Annotated in this window: 19 protein-coding genes; 13 read left to right on the top strand and 6 right to left on the bottom strand. The window is 36.4% G+C overall.

The genetic code is table 11. The features are described from left to right. Positions 1-27 precede the first annotated feature (27 nt). Positions 28-822, bottom strand: a complete 795-nt coding sequence (locus tag RV15_RS07590) for a MurR/RpiR family transcriptional regulator (RefSeq protein ID WP_071877457.1) — start codon at positions 820-822, stop codon at positions 28-30. Positions 823-984: 162 nt separating this feature from the next. Here RV15_RS07590 and RV15_RS07585 point away from each other — a divergent pair, with 162 nt between their 5' ends. From RV15_RS07585 to RV15_RS07550, 8 genes are all read left to right on the top strand, one after another. Beyond that, a complete protein-coding gene (locus tag RV15_RS07585) occupies positions 985-2,433 on the top strand; it encodes a glycoside hydrolase family 1 protein (RefSeq protein WP_071877456.1) in 1,449 nt (482 codons plus the stop codon). 202 nt (positions 2,434-2,635) lie between these two features. Beyond that, positions 2,636-3,484, top strand: a complete 849-nt coding sequence (locus RV15_RS07580; protein ID WP_071877455.1) for a PRD domain-containing protein — start codon at positions 2,636-2,638, stop codon at positions 3,482-3,484. A gap of 4 nt (positions 3,485-3,488) precedes the next feature. After that, positions 3,489-5,348 carry a beta-glucoside-specific PTS transporter subunit IIABC gene (locus tag RV15_RS07575; RefSeq protein WP_071877454.1) on the top strand — a complete coding sequence of 620 codons (1,860 nt, stop codon included), beginning with the start codon at positions 3,489-3,491 and terminating at the stop codon, positions 5,346-5,348. 99 nt (positions 5,349-5,447) lie between these two features. Further along, positions 5,448-6,875, top strand: coding sequence for a family 1 glycosylhydrolase (locus tag RV15_RS07570; RefSeq protein ID WP_071877453.1), 1,428 nt, complete (start codon positions 5,448-5,450; stop codon positions 6,873-6,875). A 387-nt stretch (positions 6,876-7,262) separates the two neighbouring features. Then, positions 7,263-8,276 (top strand): lipoate--protein ligase, encoded by a 1,014-nt coding sequence (gene lplA, locus RV15_RS07565; RefSeq protein WP_071877452.1) that lies wholly within the window; start codon positions 7,263-7,265, stop codon positions 8,274-8,276. Between the two features lie 15 nt (positions 8,277-8,291). Next, positions 8,292-9,023, top strand: a complete 732-nt coding sequence (locus RV15_RS07560; RefSeq protein ID WP_071877451.1) for a methionine ABC transporter ATP-binding protein — start codon at positions 8,292-8,294, stop codon at positions 9,021-9,023. Beyond that, positions 9,020-9,694 carry a methionine ABC transporter permease gene (locus RV15_RS07555; protein WP_071877450.1) on the top strand — a complete coding sequence of 225 codons (675 nt, stop codon included), beginning with the start codon at positions 9,020-9,022 and terminating at the stop codon, positions 9,692-9,694. Before RV15_RS07560 ends, RV15_RS07555 begins: the two co-directional genes overlap by 4 nt. A gap of 17 nt (positions 9,695-9,711) precedes the next feature. Beyond that, complete coding sequence (locus tag RV15_RS07550; RefSeq protein WP_071877449.1) at positions 9,712-10,533, top strand: MetQ/NlpA family ABC transporter substrate-binding protein; 822 nt, start codon at positions 9,712-9,714, stop codon at positions 10,531-10,533. A 132-nt stretch (positions 10,534-10,665) separates the two neighbouring features. Here RV15_RS07550 and RV15_RS07545 read toward each other — a convergent pair whose 3' ends face one another. The 3 genes from RV15_RS07545 to RV15_RS07535 form a co-directional block, all read right to left on the bottom strand. Then, complete coding sequence (locus tag RV15_RS07545) at positions 10,666-12,162, bottom strand: helix-turn-helix domain-containing protein (protein ID WP_071877448.1); 1,497 nt, start codon at positions 12,160-12,162, stop codon at positions 10,666-10,668. 146 nt (positions 12,163-12,308) lie between these two features. Continuing rightward, positions 12,309-12,488: a hypothetical protein gene (locus RV15_RS07540; protein ID WP_071877447.1), complete on the bottom strand. Its 180-nt coding sequence runs from the start codon at positions 12,486-12,488 to the stop codon at positions 12,309-12,311. A 12-nt stretch (positions 12,489-12,500) separates the two neighbouring features. Then, a complete protein-coding gene (locus tag RV15_RS07535) occupies positions 12,501-13,709 on the bottom strand; it encodes an MFS transporter (RefSeq protein WP_071877446.1) in 1,209 nt (402 codons plus the stop codon). 252 nt (positions 13,710-13,961) lie between these two features. Between RV15_RS07535 and RV15_RS07530 the strand changes: the two genes are divergently transcribed. The 5 genes from RV15_RS07530 to relB all read left to right on the top strand — a co-directional run bounded on the left by RV15_RS07530 (position 13,962) and on the right by relB (position 17,565). Then, positions 13,962-14,618 (top strand): Crp/Fnr family transcriptional regulator, encoded by a 657-nt coding sequence (locus RV15_RS07530; RefSeq protein WP_069639381.1) that lies wholly within the window; start codon positions 13,962-13,964, stop codon positions 14,616-14,618. Between the two features lie 167 nt (positions 14,619-14,785). After that, positions 14,786-15,724 carry a helix-turn-helix transcriptional regulator gene (locus RV15_RS07525; protein ID WP_071877445.1) on the top strand — a complete coding sequence of 313 codons (939 nt, stop codon included), beginning with the start codon at positions 14,786-14,788 and terminating at the stop codon, positions 15,722-15,724. Positions 15,725-16,210: 486 nt separating this feature from the next. Continuing rightward, positions 16,211-16,831, top strand: a complete 621-nt coding sequence (locus tag RV15_RS07520) for a type 1 glutamine amidotransferase family protein (RefSeq protein WP_071877444.1) — start codon at positions 16,211-16,213, stop codon at positions 16,829-16,831. Beyond that, the gene (locus tag RV15_RS07515; RefSeq protein ID WP_071877443.1) at positions 16,821-17,234 is read left to right on the top strand and encodes a DUF3224 domain-containing protein; all 414 of its coding nucleotides are present in this window, start codon (positions 16,821-16,823) and stop codon (positions 17,232-17,234) included. The genes RV15_RS07520 and RV15_RS07515 overlap by 11 nt, the downstream gene beginning before the upstream one ends. A gap of 112 nt (positions 17,235-17,346) precedes the next feature. After that, positions 17,347-17,565, top strand: coding sequence for a type II toxin-antitoxin system RelB family antitoxin (relB, locus tag RV15_RS07510; protein WP_069653997.1), 219 nt, complete (start codon positions 17,347-17,349; stop codon positions 17,563-17,565). A 210-nt stretch (positions 17,566-17,775) separates the two neighbouring features. On the opposite strand, the gene RV15_RS19050 is transcribed toward relB, so the two are convergent. After that, on the bottom strand, positions 17,776-17,910 hold the full coding sequence (locus RV15_RS19050; protein WP_276205049.1) for a hypothetical protein: 135 nt from the start codon (positions 17,908-17,910) through the stop codon (positions 17,776-17,778). Between the two features lie 102 nt (positions 17,911-18,012). Next, the gene (locus tag RV15_RS07505) at positions 18,013-18,285 is read right to left on the bottom strand and encodes a hypothetical protein (RefSeq protein WP_071877442.1); all 273 of its coding nucleotides are present in this window, start codon (positions 18,283-18,285) and stop codon (positions 18,013-18,015) included. Positions 18,286-18,402: the final 117 nt, after the last annotated feature.

The following is an 18,402-nucleotide window of genomic DNA, read 5'->3' as shown; positions in this document are numbered from 1 at the left end:
ATTAATACCAAAATGAAGTCAGCTCATCTAGCTAACATACAAACTTGCATAGCGTCGCACCAAATAATCCAAAAAGAAGGTCAACGGATAATTGCCGATCCGTACATAGTTTGTGGTTGTTACATTAATAGCTAGGTCAAATTGATTCGTCAAGGTGTTTTGTGTATGTTGGGTCAAAAAAATCGACTTTGCTGGGCTGTCACTGATTTTTCGCATTAGCTCACTGCTTCTGTTAAGTAAAGAGCCGTATGAGGAAATCACGATCACGATTGATTTTTCAGAGAGTTCCTCCACAAAGGCTTGCTGTGTTTCTTCTGTTTCCCCTACAAAAACTAATTTTTGACTTAGTAAAAAAGCAGTCTGTAGATCTTTTGCCAAGTCTAAGGTAGCGCTGTAACCGATCAGGACGATTTCTTCGGCTTGATGAATATCAGCTAATAGTTGATCAACTTGTTGGATATCGATTGTTTGTAAAACATCATTTATGGCAGTGGTGATCTCTGCTCCATAAGAAGTGAGGTAACCTTTAGGATCATTTTTCAATTCTAGCAATTCTTGTTCTTTCATACGTAATCCACTATGCTTTTTCATCGCTCCTAATGAAACTAAAGAATCCCGTAAAGAAGCAAAAGTAGAAATACCAAAGTGTCGACAAAAACGGGTTAAAGTAGCTGGTGAAACGAAACAACGTTCCGCAATTTCTGTAATGGTCAGTGTCCGGATTTCCTTCAGATGTGTAAAAAGATAAATGATGATTCGTGAATAGGTTGCATCACGCTTATTTGTGTTCAGATAATGAAGAAAATCAAATAGATCAAGCATCCAAAAACTCCTTTGCAGTCTTTCATTTTCATAATCATGAAAATGAAGCGAAATAATGAAAATAACACGCGAAACAAAAAAATAACTTTTCCGTTACTCATGCTAAGATAGATGTATTAAGTCAATTATACACTAAATCAATGACCGAGAGGATGGAAAAAGATGAGTGGATTTCCACAAAATTTTTTATGGGGCGGCGCAACAGCGGCCAATCAATTTGAAGGCGCATTTTTAGAAGACGGTAAGGGCTGGTCAACAGCTGATACAGCACGATTTATCAAAGCAAATGGAATCAGTATGGCCGAGTTGTTAAGACCTACAACAAAAGCAGATGTTGAATTTGCAATGAATGACAAAGAAGGCGTTTATCCTAAACGTCACGGGATCGATTTTTATCATCGCTATAAAGAAGACATCGCCTTGTTTGCCGAAATGGGTTTTAAAACATTCCGCTTGTCAATTTCTTGGCCACGTATTTTCCCGAATGGAGACGATTTAGAGCCTAATGAAGCAGGTTTAGCTTTTTATGATGCGGTTTTTGATGAATGTTTGAAATATGATATTGAACCTTTAGTGACAATTTCTCACTATGAGTTTCCTTTGGGCTTAGCGTTTAAGCAAAATGGGTGGGAAAGTCGTGAAACGATCGAAGCTTTTGAACGCTATGCTCGTGTGTTATTCAATCGTTACAAAGGTAAAGTGAAGTATTGGTTGACCTTTAATGAGATCAATATTATCGGAATGACAGGTTATTTAAGCGGTGGTATTTTAGCAGATGGGGAGAAAAATATGCTGCAAGCGCAATATCAAGCGGCACATCATCAATTTATCGCAAGTGCTTTAGCAGTTAAAGCCTGTCATGAAATTATCCCAGATGCACAAATTGGCTGTATGTTAGCTAGAATGGAAGCTTATCCAGAAACATGTAATCCATTAGATGTCATGGAAAGTGTGAACAGCGATCACAGTAACTTGTTCTATTCAGATGTTCAAATTCGTGGTTACTACCCAAGTTACATGAACAAATTCTTCCGTGACCACAATATTACGATCAAAAAAGAAGCAAACGATGAGCAAATTCTACGTGAAGGTACGGTTGATTTCATGTCATTCAGTTATTACATGAGCAGTATCGCTTCTCACAAAAAAGATGGCGATACAACAGGAGGTAATCTGCTTGGTTCTAAGAAAAATCCATACCTAGAAGCAAGTGAATGGGGCTGGCAAATCGATCCAGTGGGACTTCGTGTGACATTGCATAAATTATATGATCGTTATCAAGTGCCTTTGTTTATCGTGGAGAATGGTTTAGGTGCTAAAGATGTAGTAGAAGCAGATGGCAGCATTCACGATAGTTACCGCATTGATTATCTAAGAAGTCATATCGAGCAAATGGAACAAGCGATTGATGAAGGTGTTGATTTGATGGGCTTTACACCGTGGGGCTGTATCGATCTAGTTAGTGCAAGTACAAGTGAAATGTCCAAACGTTACGGATTTATCTACGTTGATTTAGATGATGAAGGTCAAGGGACCTTAGAGCGTTCACGTAAAGATTCGTTCTATTGGTATAAAAAAGTGATTGAAACAAATGGTGCAGATTTAAAGTAAACGTTGAATTCTGAGTGTAAATCCAATGAAAGCGTTGCATATTAAAATCAAATGCATTATACTAAAAACAAGAAAAAAAACGTTAATGGCGATGTAGTCATTTTATAGAGTATGTTACTGAATAATGCAGGCAGAACTCAAATTACCTAGGAATGTCCTTTCCTGGGTAGTTTGAGTTTTTTTTCTGGAAAGGAGTAAAAAAGTGAAAGTAAGTCAAATTTTAAACAACAACGTAGCAATCGTAAATCGTGGAGACAGTGAGGTCATTGTCTATGCGAAAGGTCTGGCATTTAGAAAAAAAGTTGGTCAGGTGATCTATGACAATGAAATCGAAAAGACCTATGTTTTGGATTCAAACGATATGCTGGAGCATTTTAGTTATTTGTTGTCTCATTCTGATGCCAGTCATATTACTTTAATCAATCAGATCATTGCTTACGGGGAAGAAAAGTTGGGTGAAAAATCAAATGATTATCTAAGTTTGACCTTACTGGATCATATTGAATTTGCATTGAAACGTGCAGCCAAAGGACAATTTATTCGCAGCCCATTGACTTGGGAAGTAAAGAAATTTTATCCGCAGCATTTTGACATTGGCATGTATGCATTGAATTTGATCAATGAACAATTTCAACTAACATTTCCAGAAGATGAAGCCGTTTCAATCGCATTGCACTTCGTCAATCTGCAGGAGGATAAGAATAATCTGGACGAAACGATCCGCTCAATGGAAAGTTTAAGAGATATCTTATCGATCATTCAGTATCATTTTCAACTCAAATTAGATGAAGGCTCTATAAATTATATGAGACTGATGACCCATCTGCAATATTTTATTCAACGAATCATGACTAAAAATAGTTATGAAGAAAGTGACACGATTTTAAATGAGCAAATTAAATTGATGTATGCCAGTTCATTTGAATGTGTGCAGAAAATCAGAGTCTATATTAAGCAAAAGTATGCCTGTGATCTAACGATCGACGAAGAAACCTATCTTATGCTCCATATTCACCGAGTGACGAATCGGAGTCAAAAAGAGAGGACATAAGACAATGAAATATCAATCATTCAATGAAGAAATCATCCGCTTGGTAGGCGGAAAAGAAAATATCCAAGCAGTCGTTCACTGTATGACTCGCTTACGTTTTACGTTGAACGATCGCTCAAAAGCGAATACCGAAGAACTGAAAGTCGTCGATGGTGTAATCGATGTTGTTTCAAATAATGTGGCATATCAAGTCATCATTGGCACTCATGTTAGTGAAGTGCATGCAGAATTGATCAATATGCTCGGATTAGCATCTAATACAGATGAAGAAACGGAAGAAAAAGAAAAGAAAAATCCATTCAAAGCTGCCATGGATCTACTTTCTGAAACGATGACACCGGTGATCGAACCGATTATTGCTTCTGGATTGTTAGCTGGCTTTTTATCCTTATTTTCAATCACAGGACTGATTTCAGCTGACAGCCCAACGTATCAATTATTGGATTCGATTCGTTCAGCCGTCTTCTTCTTTTTACCAATTTTCATCGCGATGTCTTGTGCAAAGCGTTTGAAAGCAAGTCCGTATTTAGCTGTGGCACTAGCTGCAACACTTGTTTCAAGTTCGATCAATGACGTAGCTGGACTAAGTATTTTTGGAATTCAACTGCCGCAAATGGCGTATGCAAACTCATTTATTCCAATTATTTTGGCCGTTTGGTTTATGGGGCAATTAACAGTTTTATTAAAGAAATATGTGCCTAAATTTTTACAATATTTTTTAAATCCGTTGTTGATCATGGTGATTTGTTTACCTGTGACGTTATTGATTTTTGGCCCGATCGGCATTTGGATCGGCGACGGTATCGGCTGGTTCTTTGAAGTGCTGCATAATACATTTGGTAGCTGGATCGTTGTGATGCTGTATGCTGCGTTTCAGCCATTCTTGATTATGTTGGGTGCAGGGAATTTCATGATGCCGTTAGCGTTGAACTTTGTGAATAAAATGGGCTATGATCCAATCTTTTTAGCAGCGGCAACTATTTCTGATTTAGCGGTATCTGGTGCAATGCTAGGATATTTCTTAAGAGCGAAAGATTCTAAACAAAAACAATTGTTTGGAACAGTTAGTTTTAGTGCTTTGATGGGGGTAACAGAACCCGCGATTTATGGTGTGTTTATCAAGTATAGAAGACCATTTGTTGCAGTGATGATTGGTGGGGGAATCGGTGGCTTGTTTGCAGGACTGATGAATGTTAAAACCTACTCGATCGTTTGGGGATTGATGGGATTACCTTCTTATGCGGATAATCAAGATTTTTCTAACTTAGTTTTCATGATTATTAGCGTTGTAATTGGTTTTATTGCAGCTGCGGTTTCGGCTTATATTTTAGGGATTCCACAAGAGGAAAAAGAAGTCGTCGTTAAAGAAGAGTTAGAAGGGACGACAGTTGAAAAAAACATTGAATTAAAGAAGGTTCCATTAGCATCAGTAGTTGAAGGGAAAGCTATTTCTTTAACTGAAATCAATGACCAAGCATTTTCGACCGGTGCGTTAGGCAAAGGTTTGGGGATCATACCAGCAGATGATAAAATCGTTGCGCCAGTATCGGGTGAAGTGTCAGCTGTTTTTCCGACCAAACACGCAATTGGTATTAAAACAGAACAAGGAGTCGAAGTGCTGATTCATATTGGGATTGATACGGTGGAGCTGGATGGTCAGTACTTTGACACGATCGTAGAACAAGGGGACAAAGTGAAACAAGGACAATTGTTGTCAACTGTTGATTTTGCAGGAATTCAAAAAGATGGGTATGACCCAACGGTAATCGTGGTCGTGACAAATACGATGGATTATCTAGATGTGATTCCAGCAGTGAAAGAAGATTTAGAGGCTCAGGATGAGTGTTTAACAGTTATTTTATAAATGAGTTACTAGAAAAAGAAGTGCTTCTTTACGTTTCGCTTTCTAGTATAATAAGAATCAAGTAGACGTTTTTTACTAAAGGATCAAGGGGATTTTTAAATGAAAAATAATGAATTTTTATGGGGCGGCAGTATTGCGGCTCACCAATGTGAAGGAGCTTGGGATCAAGATGGCAAAGGTGTTGCAATCATGGACCTTGTTACCCAAGGAACCTATGAAACACCGCGTGAAATCTGTCAGACGATCGAAGCAGATAACTATTATCCTTCTCACGAGGGGATTGATTTTTATCACCGCTACAAAGAAGATATTGCATTGTTTGCAGAAATGGGCTTTAAAGCATTACGCATTTCTATTGATTGGTCACGAATCTATCCTATGGGTGATGAAGAACAGCCAAACCAATTAGGGATCCAGTTTTATCAGAATGTTGTTGACGAATTGGTGAAGCATAAGATTGAACCGATCGTGACCTTATATCATTTTGAAATGCCTATTCATTTGGTGAGAGAATATGGTTCATGGACGAATTCCAAAGTGATCGATTTTTATTTAAAGTACTGTCAAACAATGTTTGAAGCGCTGAAAGGCAAAGTACATTACTGGGTAACCTTTAATGAAATGAATCATATCGATCCACAAACCGAAGCCTCAGATATTTTCACCTACATTATTGCTGGCTTGAAATATACAGAAATGAACGATAAAAAACAGACGCTAGCAACGATCAGCTATAATATGACTTTAGCTAGCGTGAAAGCTGTCAAATTAGCACGTATGGTCGATCCAACCAATCAAGTTGGCTGTGTATTTGGTTTGACACCAGCTTATCCGTTAAACTGTGATCCGCAAAATGTGATGAATTCATTGAAAGAAACTGACCGCGAATTTTACCAAATTGATGCCATGTGTATGGGCAAGTTTCCAGAATACAAATTTAAAGAATATCAAGCTCAAGGGATCAATTTAGAGGTCTCAAAAGCCGATCAGGAAGCTTTTAAAGAAGGAAAGTTAGATTTTATTGGTTTGAACTATTATTCTTCTAGTGTGGCACATTACGAAGGGGATGAGGACAATGAAGAAACGTTATTCGGCGGCGTCCAAAATCCGTATTTAGAGCAAAGCAAATGGGGCTGGGCAATCGATCCAACTGGGTTGCGGTATTTATTAAACTATGTGTATAGACGTTACGGACTACCAATTATCATTACTGAAAATGGCTTAGGTGCAGTAGATCAATTGGAAGCAGATGGTTCAATTCAAGATGACTATCGGATCGAATATGTCCAAAAACACTTAGAACAAATGGAAAAAGCCATTGTAGAAGACTATGTTGATTGCTTTGGTTATCTGATGTGGGGACCGATCGACTTAGTTAGCGCAACGACTGGTGAAATGAAAAAACGCTATGGTTTTATTTATGTGGATAAAAATGACGACCAGACAGGGACGTTGGAAAGGAAAAAGAAAAAATCCTTTGATTGGTACCAAGCGTATATTAAAAAGCATCCTCATTTTATTGTCTAATACTTTAGTGATCTCAAGCGACAACAAAACCAGAAGTGTAAGAAATAGTGACATTACCTACTGAAAATAGAGCGCCAAAAAAGCACTGATTTTTTACCACTGTTTCTTCTGAAGTAGAGCTCGAAGCAAAACTGATTTTTAGTTTTGTTTCGAGCTCTTTCGACTTTTTACTAGTGCATGTGTACCAAAATCTGTTCTAAATGAAAATTTCTGTTATATAAAATATCGATTTTCCTCACAATATAAAGCTTTTTTGAGCAAATATGTGTAATATTATAATTAGGAATGCTAGACTAAACCTATTGTTGGAATAATCAGAAATTTTTTAGCTTTTCGATTGAAAGCACTTTTATAGGAAAGCTATACAATTAAGAAAAGAGGAATAAAATGTATTATGTTATTATGCCCTCTCACGATATTCGTCGAAATTTAGCAACGGAGCAATATTTGTTGAATCAGCGAACATTTGATGAACCACTTGTCTTATTTTATATCCAAAAACCTTGTGTTATCGTCGGGCGCAATCAGAATGTGCGCGCGGAAGTTGATCTAAAGTATGCCAAAGAGCATCAAGTCACGATTACGCGAAGATTATCTGGTGGCGGAGCAGTCTATGATGATTTAGGAAATCTGAGCTTTAGTTTTGTTGTGAATGCTGACCATGCTTCTTTCGGTAATTTTAAGCTTTTTACCCAGCCAATCATTGATGCTTTACATGAAATGGGAGCAACAGGGGCTGAGGTCAGTGGTCGCAATGATTTAATGATCGATGGGAAAAAATTCTCTGGAAATGCTATGTATACAAAAAATAAAAAAATGTATTCCCATGGTACCCTGATGCTAGATGTTGATTTGGAGGAAGTCAGTCGAGTTTTAACTGTTTCTGAAAAAAAATTAGCCTCAAAAGGCACAAAATCAGTTAGAAGTCGTGTGACCAATCTTAAGCCATATTTAGCGAAAGAATATCAAAATATTACCACTGAAGCGTTTCGAGATCGTTTATTATTGCATTTATTTAAGGCTAAGACGATGGAATCCATCAAAACACAGGAATATCATTTGACCAAAGTGGATGAATTGGCGATCGATCAACTGGTCGCAGATATTTATGCCAATGATGCTTGGGTATTTGGTGAAGAACCTAACTATACGATCAAACGAGAAGAGAAGTTTAAAGGCGGACTAATCGAAGCGAATATTTCTGTGGAAAAAGACCGAATCACAGCACTCACAATTTATGGGGATTACTTTAGTCAAAAAGATACGCAGGAAATAGCGAACTTATTGATTGGCTGTCAATATGAACAAGAAGCAATCAAGCAAGTCTTAGCACCAGTCGCAATCGGGGATTATTTTGCAAATATTACTAAAGACGAATTTGTTCAGTTGCTGGTCGATTAAGCTGGGGGATATAAAATGATTACATTTGAACAGGTTTCAAAAAGTTACAGTCATGATGGTACTTTCGTTACAGCATTGGATCATGTTGATTTGAAAATTCAGGAGCATGAGATATTTGGCGTAATCGGTGAAAGTGGTTCTGGTAAATCAACATTGTTGCGTATGATCAATACCTTAGAGCTACCAAGCCAAGGGCAGATCAAAATCGCCGGAACTGATTTAATGCAGTTAAGTGATGCACAAAGGCGACAAAGCCGAAAAAATATCGGTATGATTTTTCAACAATTTAATTTACTTTACAATCAAACCGTGAATGAAAACATCGGACTGCCATTACGCTTGAATAAAACCTATGATCAACAGAAAGTCCGGGAAGTTCTGGAATTTGTCCGTTTGTCAGATAAAGGGAACCATTACCCTAGACAGCTGAGCGGTGGTGAAAAACAGCGTGTAGGGATTGCTCGAGCACTGATCACAAAGCCGGAGATTTTGCTTTGTGATGAGCCAACTTCGGCATTGGATGGACAAAATGCGTATGATGTTTTGGCATTGTTGCGGAGAATCAATGAAATGTTTGGGACTACGATGGTCATCGTCAGCCATGAATTAAATTTGATCAAACAATTGTGCAATCGGACGGCAATTTTAGAACATGGCAAAGTTATAGAAACGCTAGCAATTCAAAAAGCACAACAACAGCCACAATTTAGTTCTTATTATGAAAGAGTTCGGGAGAGTTTGGGATGATGACTGAATATATTGATAAAATTAGCTATTACCTCCCCGAATTAAGCAAGGCTTTGTCAGAAAGTGGCATCATGATTTTGATTTCGATCAGCGCCGCGCTGATCATTGGCTTACCACTAGGGACTTTTGTCTATTTAACCAAAAAATTACCAACAAAAACGAATCATTGGCTAGGGCTTTTATTAAATGGGTATATCAATATTGTGCGCTCATTTCCATTTTTATTGTTTGTAGTGGCACTAATTCCTTTTACTCGTTTGGTATTAAAGACAGCTTTTGGGACTTATGCAGCAGCATTGCCACTAAGTTTTGTCGCTGTTGCGCTATATGCCCGACTTGTTGAACAAGTATTATTGGAGATTCCAAACGATATTTTAGAGCTTGCCCAATCTTTAGGCAGTACGAAGTTTCAGCTGATTGTCCGTTTTTTATATGTTGAAGCGCGCTCTGGCTTGGTCCTTTCATTGACCTCGGTGATTATCAGCATGGTTTCTTATTCAACGGTTATGGGCGTGATCGGTGGCGGTGGTATCGGTGATTTTGCACTGCGTTATGGTTATCAACGGTATGAATATGCTGTAATGTATACAGCCATTGTACTTATGATTATCTTTGTCAGTTTGATTCAAATTAGCGGTAGTTGGTTAGCGAAAAAAATAAATAAAAAATAATAGTTAGGAGCAAAATCATGAAAAAAAAATTATTGATCAGTATGTTAGTGTTGGCAGGGGTAGCAATTGTTGGATGCGGTGGTCAGAAAAAAGCTGCGGATACAGAGAAAAAAGAAGATAAAATCATCAAAGTTGCTTCACACATCCCATCAACGGTTGAAGTAGTTGAGTTGGCGGCAAAAGAGATTGAACCTGGCTACAAAGTGGAACTAGTTCAAGTCAATGACAATATTCAATACAATGAATTACTGAATGCCAAAGAAATCGATGCAAACTTTGCGCAACATGAGCCTTTTATGCAAAAATTCAATGAAGAAAAAGACGGTAATTTAGTCATCGTACAAAAAATTTATAATGCAAAAGTTGGTTTTTATTCTAAAGAGTTTAAAGATATCAGCGATCTTCCTGAAGGGGCTAAAATTGCTTTGCCAAGTGACGTTTCCAATGAAGGTCGTGCATTAGCTATTTTAAATGAAGCTGGTTTGATCAAATTAAAAGAAGAAGTAGGGTTTAATGGGACAATCAAAGATATCACAGAGAATCCGAAAAAATTTGAATGGGTATCTGTCGACTTATTAAACTTAGCCGAAGCATACAACGAAAAAGATATTGCCATGGTCTACAATTACCCGACCTATATTGCTAAAATCGGTCTAACACCGAAAGATGCAATTTTATTAGAGCAAAAAGTTGATGATCGTTTTGCGATTAGTTTAGTTGCTAGAGAAGATAACAAAGATTCAGATAAAATCAAAGCACTTAAAAAAGCCATGACAAGTGATAAAGTGCGTGAATTATTGGAAACTAAATATAGTGAAACATTAACGCCAGCATTTTAAATCAGAATAAAGAGTGTGCTGATCTTCCATTATTTGATGGCTAAGATCCGTACACTCTTTATTTAGAACCAGAATTATTTGTCCAAGTATTTACCATACGCTGTATGGCTGATGTAGAGATTCAGGAGCTGACTAGACCTGTTTGTAGAAGACCTTCTTATATAATTGAGTACTAATATAACTAACCAATGATGCCCATTCGTTCTGATTTAAAGGGTTATCAAAATAAAAGAAGTTCTCATTTGGATAGCCTTTTTCATAGCAGTCAGAAATCAGAAAATCCGATTGGTTAATATCGTCAACGAAAGCAATCGATTCAGAGCTAAAGAAACTTGAAAGACTTCGCTCTATTTCTGCAGTAGTAATATGATTTTTTGAATATTGAATAAAAATTTTTAGTTGTTGCGGCTTTTTAGAATAATCTATAATGAAATAGAATAAATAGACCATGTATGTGAAAGAACCTTTTGATTTTAATTCACCGAGATAAGGTGCTTCAGAAAATAATTGTTTCGCAAGCTCTGAAAGTTCGGCTTCCATTTGCGGAAAGTCAGCAAAATCAGTACCTAATTCGGTGAGATTCTGGTTATGTTCAAACAAGTCAGTATTATCAATATCTAGATACGTAATGAAGGTCAACATAACTAGGAGTGAGTGATAAGAAAAAAGGTAATCCTCATAAGTAGGTTCAATAGAATAAGTTGTATAAATTCTATCTAATATAAATGTGCAACTCTTAGAAATCGGCAAATCAGATTGAATAAAAGCTCTTGCAATGTCTAGCTTCTGAGCTTTTGTGTCACTATTGTAGATGTAAAACCGACATAAAAAGCCAAAATAACTTTCTTCTTGAATAAGGGCTGCTTCAGAAATATTCATGTCAACTGAAAATTTTATTGGATGAATTGTATTCATTAACTGAGCGACTTCTAAAAAATCAGAATCAAGGGTTACTAGTTTATTCCTATAAAAAATCCTCCATGTACTGAGAGTTTGATAATAGTTTAAACGTACTTTTTGGGATTCGGAAATATTGTCTATAGGCACATCGATCTCTTTAAGGTAGCTTAAAGATTCCCTGAACGGCCAAATGATTCCCTTAAAAATAGCCCAATAATAATAAAAAAGAAATAATCGAATATTTATTTCTAAACCCTGAAAATTTGAATGGGATTTTTCACCTGTAAAAATGAGTTTTACACCGAAATAACCTAAGGCTCTATTGATCGCATTTAAGCTTTTATAAGTTTGAGCAACGCTTAAATTGATTTTTTGAGAAAGTGCTTCCACACTGCTAAAATAGTTCGTTAAAATAGAATGGAAAATCAAATACTCATGGGATTGTTGTATATAATGGAGTCTTAACGTATCAATAACAAAATTTATATTTAACGACTCATCTATCAAAATGGTGAAAAAAGTATTATTTTTAATTAGACGAACCTTGTTAGAAGAAAAAATTTCGGCTAAATCATTGTTAAGTGCTTTAAGTTTTTGGTAAATTAGATTCAATGATATATCAGATTTCTCTGAGAGTGGATTGACAGAAATACCATTTTTACTAAATAAAATCAGTTTGAATAGTTCAAATTTGTGCTGATCACTTTTCCTCATAAAAAAACCTTTCATAGTTTATAACCTCCTCTGCAAATCATACTGCTTATTATTAAATAATAAATAATAAATAAAAATATACAATAATTAAATGAGAAAAAACAAAAAATGACGAGAAAAGAAGCTTAGTTTCCCGAGCTTCTTTTCTCATCATTGATTTATCACATGATATTATTATTTTCTGTGGCCATCTCGATTGCTTGTGCGTAGTGATTCATATTCATCTGATACTTATCGATCGATGTAAGGTCTTTTTCGATATGACCTAAGCGTGCGTTCAATTCTTCTATTTTAGCTAAAGTTTGTTGTAAAACCTCAAGCATACGTTCATCTGTATTCATCTTGTATCTCCTTTACTGTTCGTTCAATTTATTTTCGTAAGTGGGTGCTTTTGATTGGTAAAACAAGGCGTAAAGAATTGTACAAATCACTGGAATCAACCCTGCAACGAAGTATAATCCTTGGAATGATAGCACTCTCTGTAATTCTCCTAAAACGTAAGGGCCAACACCCAAACCAAGATCTAAGCCAATGAAGTAAGTAGACAACGCAATACCGATGCGATGACTATTGGGACTAGCTTTTAAACAAATTGCTTGACCATTAGACATGAACGTACCATAACCTAAACCAATCAATCCACCTGAAACAAGCAACATCCAACCACTTGTGGTTACGCTCAATAAGAGTAATCCTGCCGTTAGAAAGACAAAACTAGGATACATCACCGCATTTTCACCACGCGCATCAAAGATTCTGCCAGACATTGGCCGAGTCGCTGTGATCACCAGCGCATAGACCACAAAGAAAAAGGAACTAGCACCGACTAGATCGATCACTTTGGCATAAGAGGAAAGAAATGAAAGGACGCTTGAATAAGAAAGTCCCATTAAAAAGGCAATAAACGAAATAAACAGCACTTTTTTTTCAATAAAACTATCAACTGTCCAACGAGATAAACTAGCTTTGTGAGCTGCACTTAATTGAATATTTTTTACAGGGAAGATAAAACAGGCAATCGTTGTCAAGAAAATCAGCACGATCGAAAACAGAATAATAAAATAAAAACTCGTTGTATTTAACAAAATCATCCCAATAAATGGACCAATTGCGGCTGCTAAACTAGTGCTTAGCCCATAATAATTGATTCCTTCACCATGTTTTGATTTAGGAATATAGGCCGTCACGATCGCATTTGTCGCAGTCGACACCGTTCCATAACCAAAGCCATTGAGTAAACGAACAAAATAAAGAATTCCGATACTTGGAATATAAAGATAAGCAATCGTTGTGATCAGATAAAACAAAGCGCCATATCGCAAGACCGCTTTTCTACCAAGTAACTCCAACATTTTTCCCATAAATAGCCGAGCAAATAAAGTCCCAATAATATAAATACCAGAGGCCAGACCGGCTTGACCTAATGAAGCATGAAGGGTATCTTGCGCAATCACTGCGATGATCACCATCAATAAGTAATAAACGAGATAGACCACAAAATTGATCAACGTAATGCTGATAAACCCTTTATTGAATAATTTTTCTTCTGAATGTTCCGTCATTGTTGCACGTTCCTTCTTTCTTGTTAGGATAAGCTTAAATTGCAAATTACAATTCTTTTCTGAAAGCTAGTTGTATAGATACTATACGAAAAAAGCCATTAAAAAAAATGTGGATTTGTTTCTAAAAAAAGTCATTAACAAAAAAGAACAACAAAAGTCATATACATTTGTTGTTGCTGTTCGATGTGTTATCATCTTAAATAAGAATAGCTTTTATAGAAAATTTTCATATAAACCGTGAGGAGTTACTAGATGGATAGCCACGTGTTACAAGAATACTTAGACGATCATTCGTTTCCAGTCGTAGTGAAGAAAAAGAGAACGTACCTTACTTATGAAGGGTTACAAGACCGTTATGCTTATATTTTAAAAAGCGGCATTATCAAAACCAGCGTTATTTCGCCAGATGGACGAGAATTCAATCTTAGATATATCAATAGCTTGGAAATCGTTTCGCTTTTAAGGGATGAATATTCTCAGTTTATCGATGCGCCGTTTAATATTCGAATCGAGTCAGAGCAGGCAGAGTTGTATCAGATCGATCGTGTTCAGTTTTGGAAGGATATCAATCAAAGCAAAGAACTGCAGATGTATGTGAAAGATTATTATCGTGTGCGTTTGATGTATTCAATGAAAAAGATGCAGCAGATGTTGATGAATGGGAAATTTGGTGCGGTTTGCACTCAGATTTATGAGTTATATGATACGTTTGGTGTGCAAATAGATGACGGATTATTGATTGATTTTGTGGTGACAAATGAAGAGATTGCTCATTTTTGTGGCATTACTTCTGCTAGTAGCGTCAATCGAATGATGCAGCAGTTGAAGGATTTAGGAGCAATTAAGATTCAGGAACGGAAGATTGTCATTACAGATCTGGAGATTTTGAAGGATAATATTATTTTGTAGAGTCACGTAGAGAAATTCTGATTTTGGACTGTTTGCTTACTGGATTAAATTGTGTGATAACCAGTTACGAAGTATAATGATATAAAAATCAAGAAAGAAGGAATCGATGAGCATTTAGCAAATGGATTCCTTTTTTATCTATATAGATACAGTGAAAAGGAGAAATTATGAAAATCGATCGCTTGCTCAGCTTGGTAAATTTATTGACGGAAAATGACCGAATGACCGCCAAAGGGTTGTCAGAACGGCTGGAAGTATCTAAGCGAACCATTTATCGTGATATTGAAACCTTGAATTTAGCGGGGATTCCGATTATTTCTTATTCAGGGATTCATGGTGGTTACGGTATTGTCGATGGTTACAAAGTAAGTAAACATGTTTTCTCAACTGAGGATATTTCGACGATTATGACAGGACTTTCAGCGATTCAAAGTATTTCAACATCTTCTGAAATTAGTCCTTTGTTGGCAAAAATTGCCCCGAATACGAGCAGGCAACAACCGCAAAGTGATTTGTTGATCGATCTATCTTCTTGGTATAAACCAAATGAAGGAAACAATAAATTGGATGATTTACGACAAGCGATAGCAACGCAGCAAATCATTGTGATTCAATACCATTCCAAGAAAGGCTATTCTGAACGGAAAATAGAACCATACAAGCTTATTTTTAAAGCTTCACATTGGTATCTGTATGGTTTTTGTTTAAAAAGAAAGGCATTTCGCATATTTAAACTGACAAGGATTCAAACATACGCGCTGTTAGGCGAGACATTTGAATCTAGACCACTAGACCCTGTAGAGCTAACCAGAGAGTCCAAAATTGATTATTTAGAAGCGATGGTATCGCCAGACGTTCAGCAAATCGTCTTAATTTACGAGCGAAAAGATAAATTATACTTGATCGATAAACTAGGGGCAGAATTTTTTCAGGAACATGAAAAGGATTCAACTATTGGAACAATTGTATTTCCACTGATAAATCATAAAAAATCAGTAGACTTTATTTTACGTTTACAGGATAAGGTACGAGTTGTTGAACCGCCGAGCATAGTAGAGGCAGTCAAAGCGAAAATCGAAGAAATGTATTTTCTTTACAAAAGCTGACAATCAGTTGTCACACTTCTGTTGTATGATGAACTCCAACAGGTACCTAGCTTATCCTTTTTCCATCAAAGCGGGAAGTTGTTACCGTTATCTAGCTATGCGGGCTAGCTCCTCAGTAAAAAGACAAAAATAGTTTGTGGTAAAAAGCACCACAATCGATTTTTCCTATTTTCCAGTCGGAGCTGAACGAGCCCGCTTCGCTTTTGCTTTGAAACATGCCAAGAAATACAACGAAGTTATGAGTTGATATTGATTGGTACAAGGTGACTGAAAGGAACGTTGCTTCCTCCTGTTATTAAGATGTTGAAAAGTACAAGGTGTAGCATAGCGGAACGTTGTTACCGTAAGTTATCTAGCTACGCGGGCTAACTCTTCGAGAAAAAGATAAAATCTAAATGAGGCAAAAAGCACCTCAGTTAGATTTTCCTATTTTCCTTTCAGAGTTAAATGAGCCCGCTTCGCTTTTATATTAAGGAGGAATAAATCATGACAGAAGTATTTTTTGTATTATTAGAAGATTATGCAGATTGGGAAGCAGCATCGATTGCAGCAGCCCTGAATCAGCAAGAGGGGTTCACGGTTAAAACTGTTTCAAATGAAAAACAAGCGATTCATTCAATGGGCGGTTTTTCAACATTACCAGATTATACGCTTGCCGAAGCGTGTCAAAAAGAGTTTGCTGCGTTGATTTTAATTGGTGGAAAATCTTGGCGAACGGATAAAGCAAAAGAAGTCGATGCTTTAGTAGCCAAAGCGGAGCAACAAGGTGCTGTGATTGCAGCGATTTGTGATGCGACTGTCTATCTGGGAAGTCTAGGGTTACTAAATGATCACAAGCATACGAGCAACCAATTACAAGACTTACAAGAGTATGCTGGCGCGTGCTATACTGGTGGGAATTTGTATGTAGAAACCCAAGCAATCAGAGTAGGTAACCTGATTACAGCCAATGGGACTGGGCATTTAGAGTTTGCAAGAGAAATTTTGTTGGCACTTCAAGTAATGCCTGAAAAAGAAGTGGAACAGTGGTATAACTTTTACAAGTTAGGTTACTATGAAGCAATCAAACAAGAATTAAGAAATGCAGGTGAGGATCATGTTGGCTAAAAGTACCTTTGAGCTTGTTTCATGGGAGGAAGAATTATTGGCAGATATCCCAACAGAACAACCAGTGGCGAAAGCTTCTGCTTGGTATAAAGCCTTACAAGAAATCACAGGCAGTTTCAAAGCAGATTATTTATTGCATTACTCGCAGTACAATCAAGAAAACCCTCATCTATCAGAAGCGACCTATTTAGGGTATCTGTTCTTTGAAGGGGTGCTAAAAGGCCGCAAAGGCACGTTTGTCTTAGAAGAACGAGGGACTTTTGAAAAGGGACTTCCGCACAATGAATTAGTGATAAAAGAGAACACTGGAACGGAAGAACTTTCAGGAATTCAAGGTACGGGTAAGTATTTTTTAGATGGAGCTAATTTGGTTATTGAGATTGATTATGGGATTGAGAAGTAAAGTGTTTATTAGTAGCGGAACAATCCAAAATGTAGTTTTAGTACAATTGAAAAATGTATGTAAATGTATTACGATAATCAGTAAGACGAATGTTTGAAGAGGAGGTAACTGAATGAATACAGTGTCATTTAGATTATCTAACGATGAAAAAGATTTTATGCAAAGGCTGGCTGACTCTAAAGAGATATCCTTATCTGAACTTGCTAAGACAACAATTTTGGAAAGCCTAGAAAATCAGATTGATTTAGAAACATACAATAATCTGATGAAAAAGCATCAAATAAATGACGAAAGTATTTCTCATGCTGAAATGATGCAGGAGCTTATTTAATGATAAGTGGACAGGTTGTTTATCGTGATAGGACAAGATAATAACAATTTTTATCACAGTGATTTTGCATAGGAAAACTGTTTATCAGTAATAGTAGCGAAAGGCTTAGAAAATAGTATTCATTTCTAGGTCTTTCGCTTTTATACGAAAACTACTTGAAAACAAGCGCCTATTAAAATTTTTAATGAATTGTTTCGTGAGAAAGACGTTCTATTTTGGAATAAATGAAATAATCCCTTCTTTATTTTTATAGTAGTAGAATTCTTGATTTTCTTTTATAGCTAATTTTTTTGGAAAGATAATAACAATTCTCTCTCCTTGTTTTGTTGCTTTTAGTAAATCCAACATAATCCCTCCCATTTTTAATGTGACTTAAAATAGTCCAATCATATTTTTGTTCCTGACACTATCTAAATACGCAAAAGATCATTCCTTTCATTTTTTTAATCAACTATTTTGATTTTGTGTAATAATAGCCAATTGTTTTTGCGACTCTGCTATCAATAACTCAAATTCTTTATTAAATGTTTCAAACAATTTGGCACTAGCGTAATATTGTTTTACGACCTGTTTTTTGTTGATTGGTGTCGTTGGATTGGTAAAATACTTTTCCAAAACTTCCAAGGGTTCTTTCCAAGATTCTAAACGTTCCAGTGAATCTCGAAGATTTAGAATCTCTTGATACGGGACCGTTTTAATGCAGATGACGGAATTATTCATGATAGTTCTCCTTTTCTTATTGGGATGTAGAACAAAAGAAAAAATGAAAGCTGTCCGTCTCTATCGTTGAATTAGGCCAGTATGTAGGGAACTTCTTTGTGTAACCAGAGAAAAATT

The sequence above is a fragment of the Enterococcus silesiacus genome, assembly GCF_001886225.1.
GTDB lineage: Bacteria > Bacillota > Bacilli > Lactobacillales > Enterococcaceae > Enterococcus_L > Enterococcus_L silesiacus.
This window is presented reverse-complemented; position numbering and strand designations above follow the sequence as displayed.

What these genes read in the sequence shown, in the direction of transcription:
- RV15_RS07575 (WP_071877454.1), top strand. Translation starts at nt 3,489, where the DNA reads ATGAAATATCAATCATTCAATGAAGAAATCATCCGCTTGGTAGGCGGA.
- RV15_RS07585 (WP_071877456.1), top strand. Translation starts at nt 985, where the DNA reads ATGAGTGGATTTCCACAAAATTTTTTATGGGGCGGCGCAACAGCGGCC.
- RV15_RS07570 (WP_071877453.1), top strand. Translation starts at nt 5,448, where the DNA reads ATGAAAAATAATGAATTTTTATGGGGCGGCAGTATTGCGGCTCACCAA.
- RV15_RS07535 (WP_071877446.1), bottom strand. Translation starts at nt 13,709, where the DNA reads ATGACGGAACATTCAGAAGAAAAATTATTCAATAAAGGGTTTATCAGC.
- relB (WP_069653997.1), top strand. Translation starts at nt 17,347, where the DNA reads ATGAATACAGTGTCATTTAGATTATCTAACGATGAAAAAGATTTTATG.
- RV15_RS07505 (WP_071877442.1), bottom strand. Translation starts at nt 18,285, where the DNA reads ATGAATAATTCCGTCATCTGCATTAAAACGGTCCCGTATCAAGAGATT.
- RV15_RS07520 (WP_071877444.1), top strand. Translation starts at nt 16,211, where the DNA reads ATGACAGAAGTATTTTTTGTATTATTAGAAGATTATGCAGATTGGGAA.
- RV15_RS07525 (WP_071877445.1), top strand. Translation starts at nt 14,786, where the DNA reads ATGAAAATCGATCGCTTGCTCAGCTTGGTAAATTTATTGACGGAAAAT.
- RV15_RS07560 (WP_071877451.1), top strand. Translation starts at nt 8,292, where the DNA reads ATGATTACATTTGAACAGGTTTCAAAAAGTTACAGTCATGATGGTACT.
- lplA (WP_071877452.1), top strand. Translation starts at nt 7,263, where the DNA reads ATGTATTATGTTATTATGCCCTCTCACGATATTCGTCGAAATTTAGCA.
- RV15_RS07555 (WP_071877450.1), top strand. Translation starts at nt 9,020, where the DNA reads ATGATGACTGAATATATTGATAAAATTAGCTATTACCTCCCCGAATTA.
- RV15_RS07545 (WP_071877448.1), bottom strand. Translation starts at nt 12,162, where the DNA reads ATGAAAGGTTTTTTTATGAGGAAAAGTGATCAGCACAAATTTGAACTA.
- RV15_RS07590 (WP_071877457.1), bottom strand. Translation starts at nt 822, where the DNA reads ATGCTTGATCTATTTGATTTTCTTCATTATCTGAACACAAATAAGCGT.
- RV15_RS07530 (WP_069639381.1), top strand. Translation starts at nt 13,962, where the DNA reads ATGGATAGCCACGTGTTACAAGAATACTTAGACGATCATTCGTTTCCA.
- RV15_RS07550 (WP_071877449.1), top strand. Translation starts at nt 9,712, where the DNA reads ATGAAAAAAAAATTATTGATCAGTATGTTAGTGTTGGCAGGGGTAGCA.
- RV15_RS07515 (WP_071877443.1), top strand. Translation starts at nt 16,821, where the DNA reads ATGTTGGCTAAAAGTACCTTTGAGCTTGTTTCATGGGAGGAAGAATTA.
- RV15_RS07540 (WP_071877447.1), bottom strand. Translation starts at nt 12,488, where the DNA reads ATGAATACAGATGAACGTATGCTTGAGGTTTTACAACAAACTTTAGCT.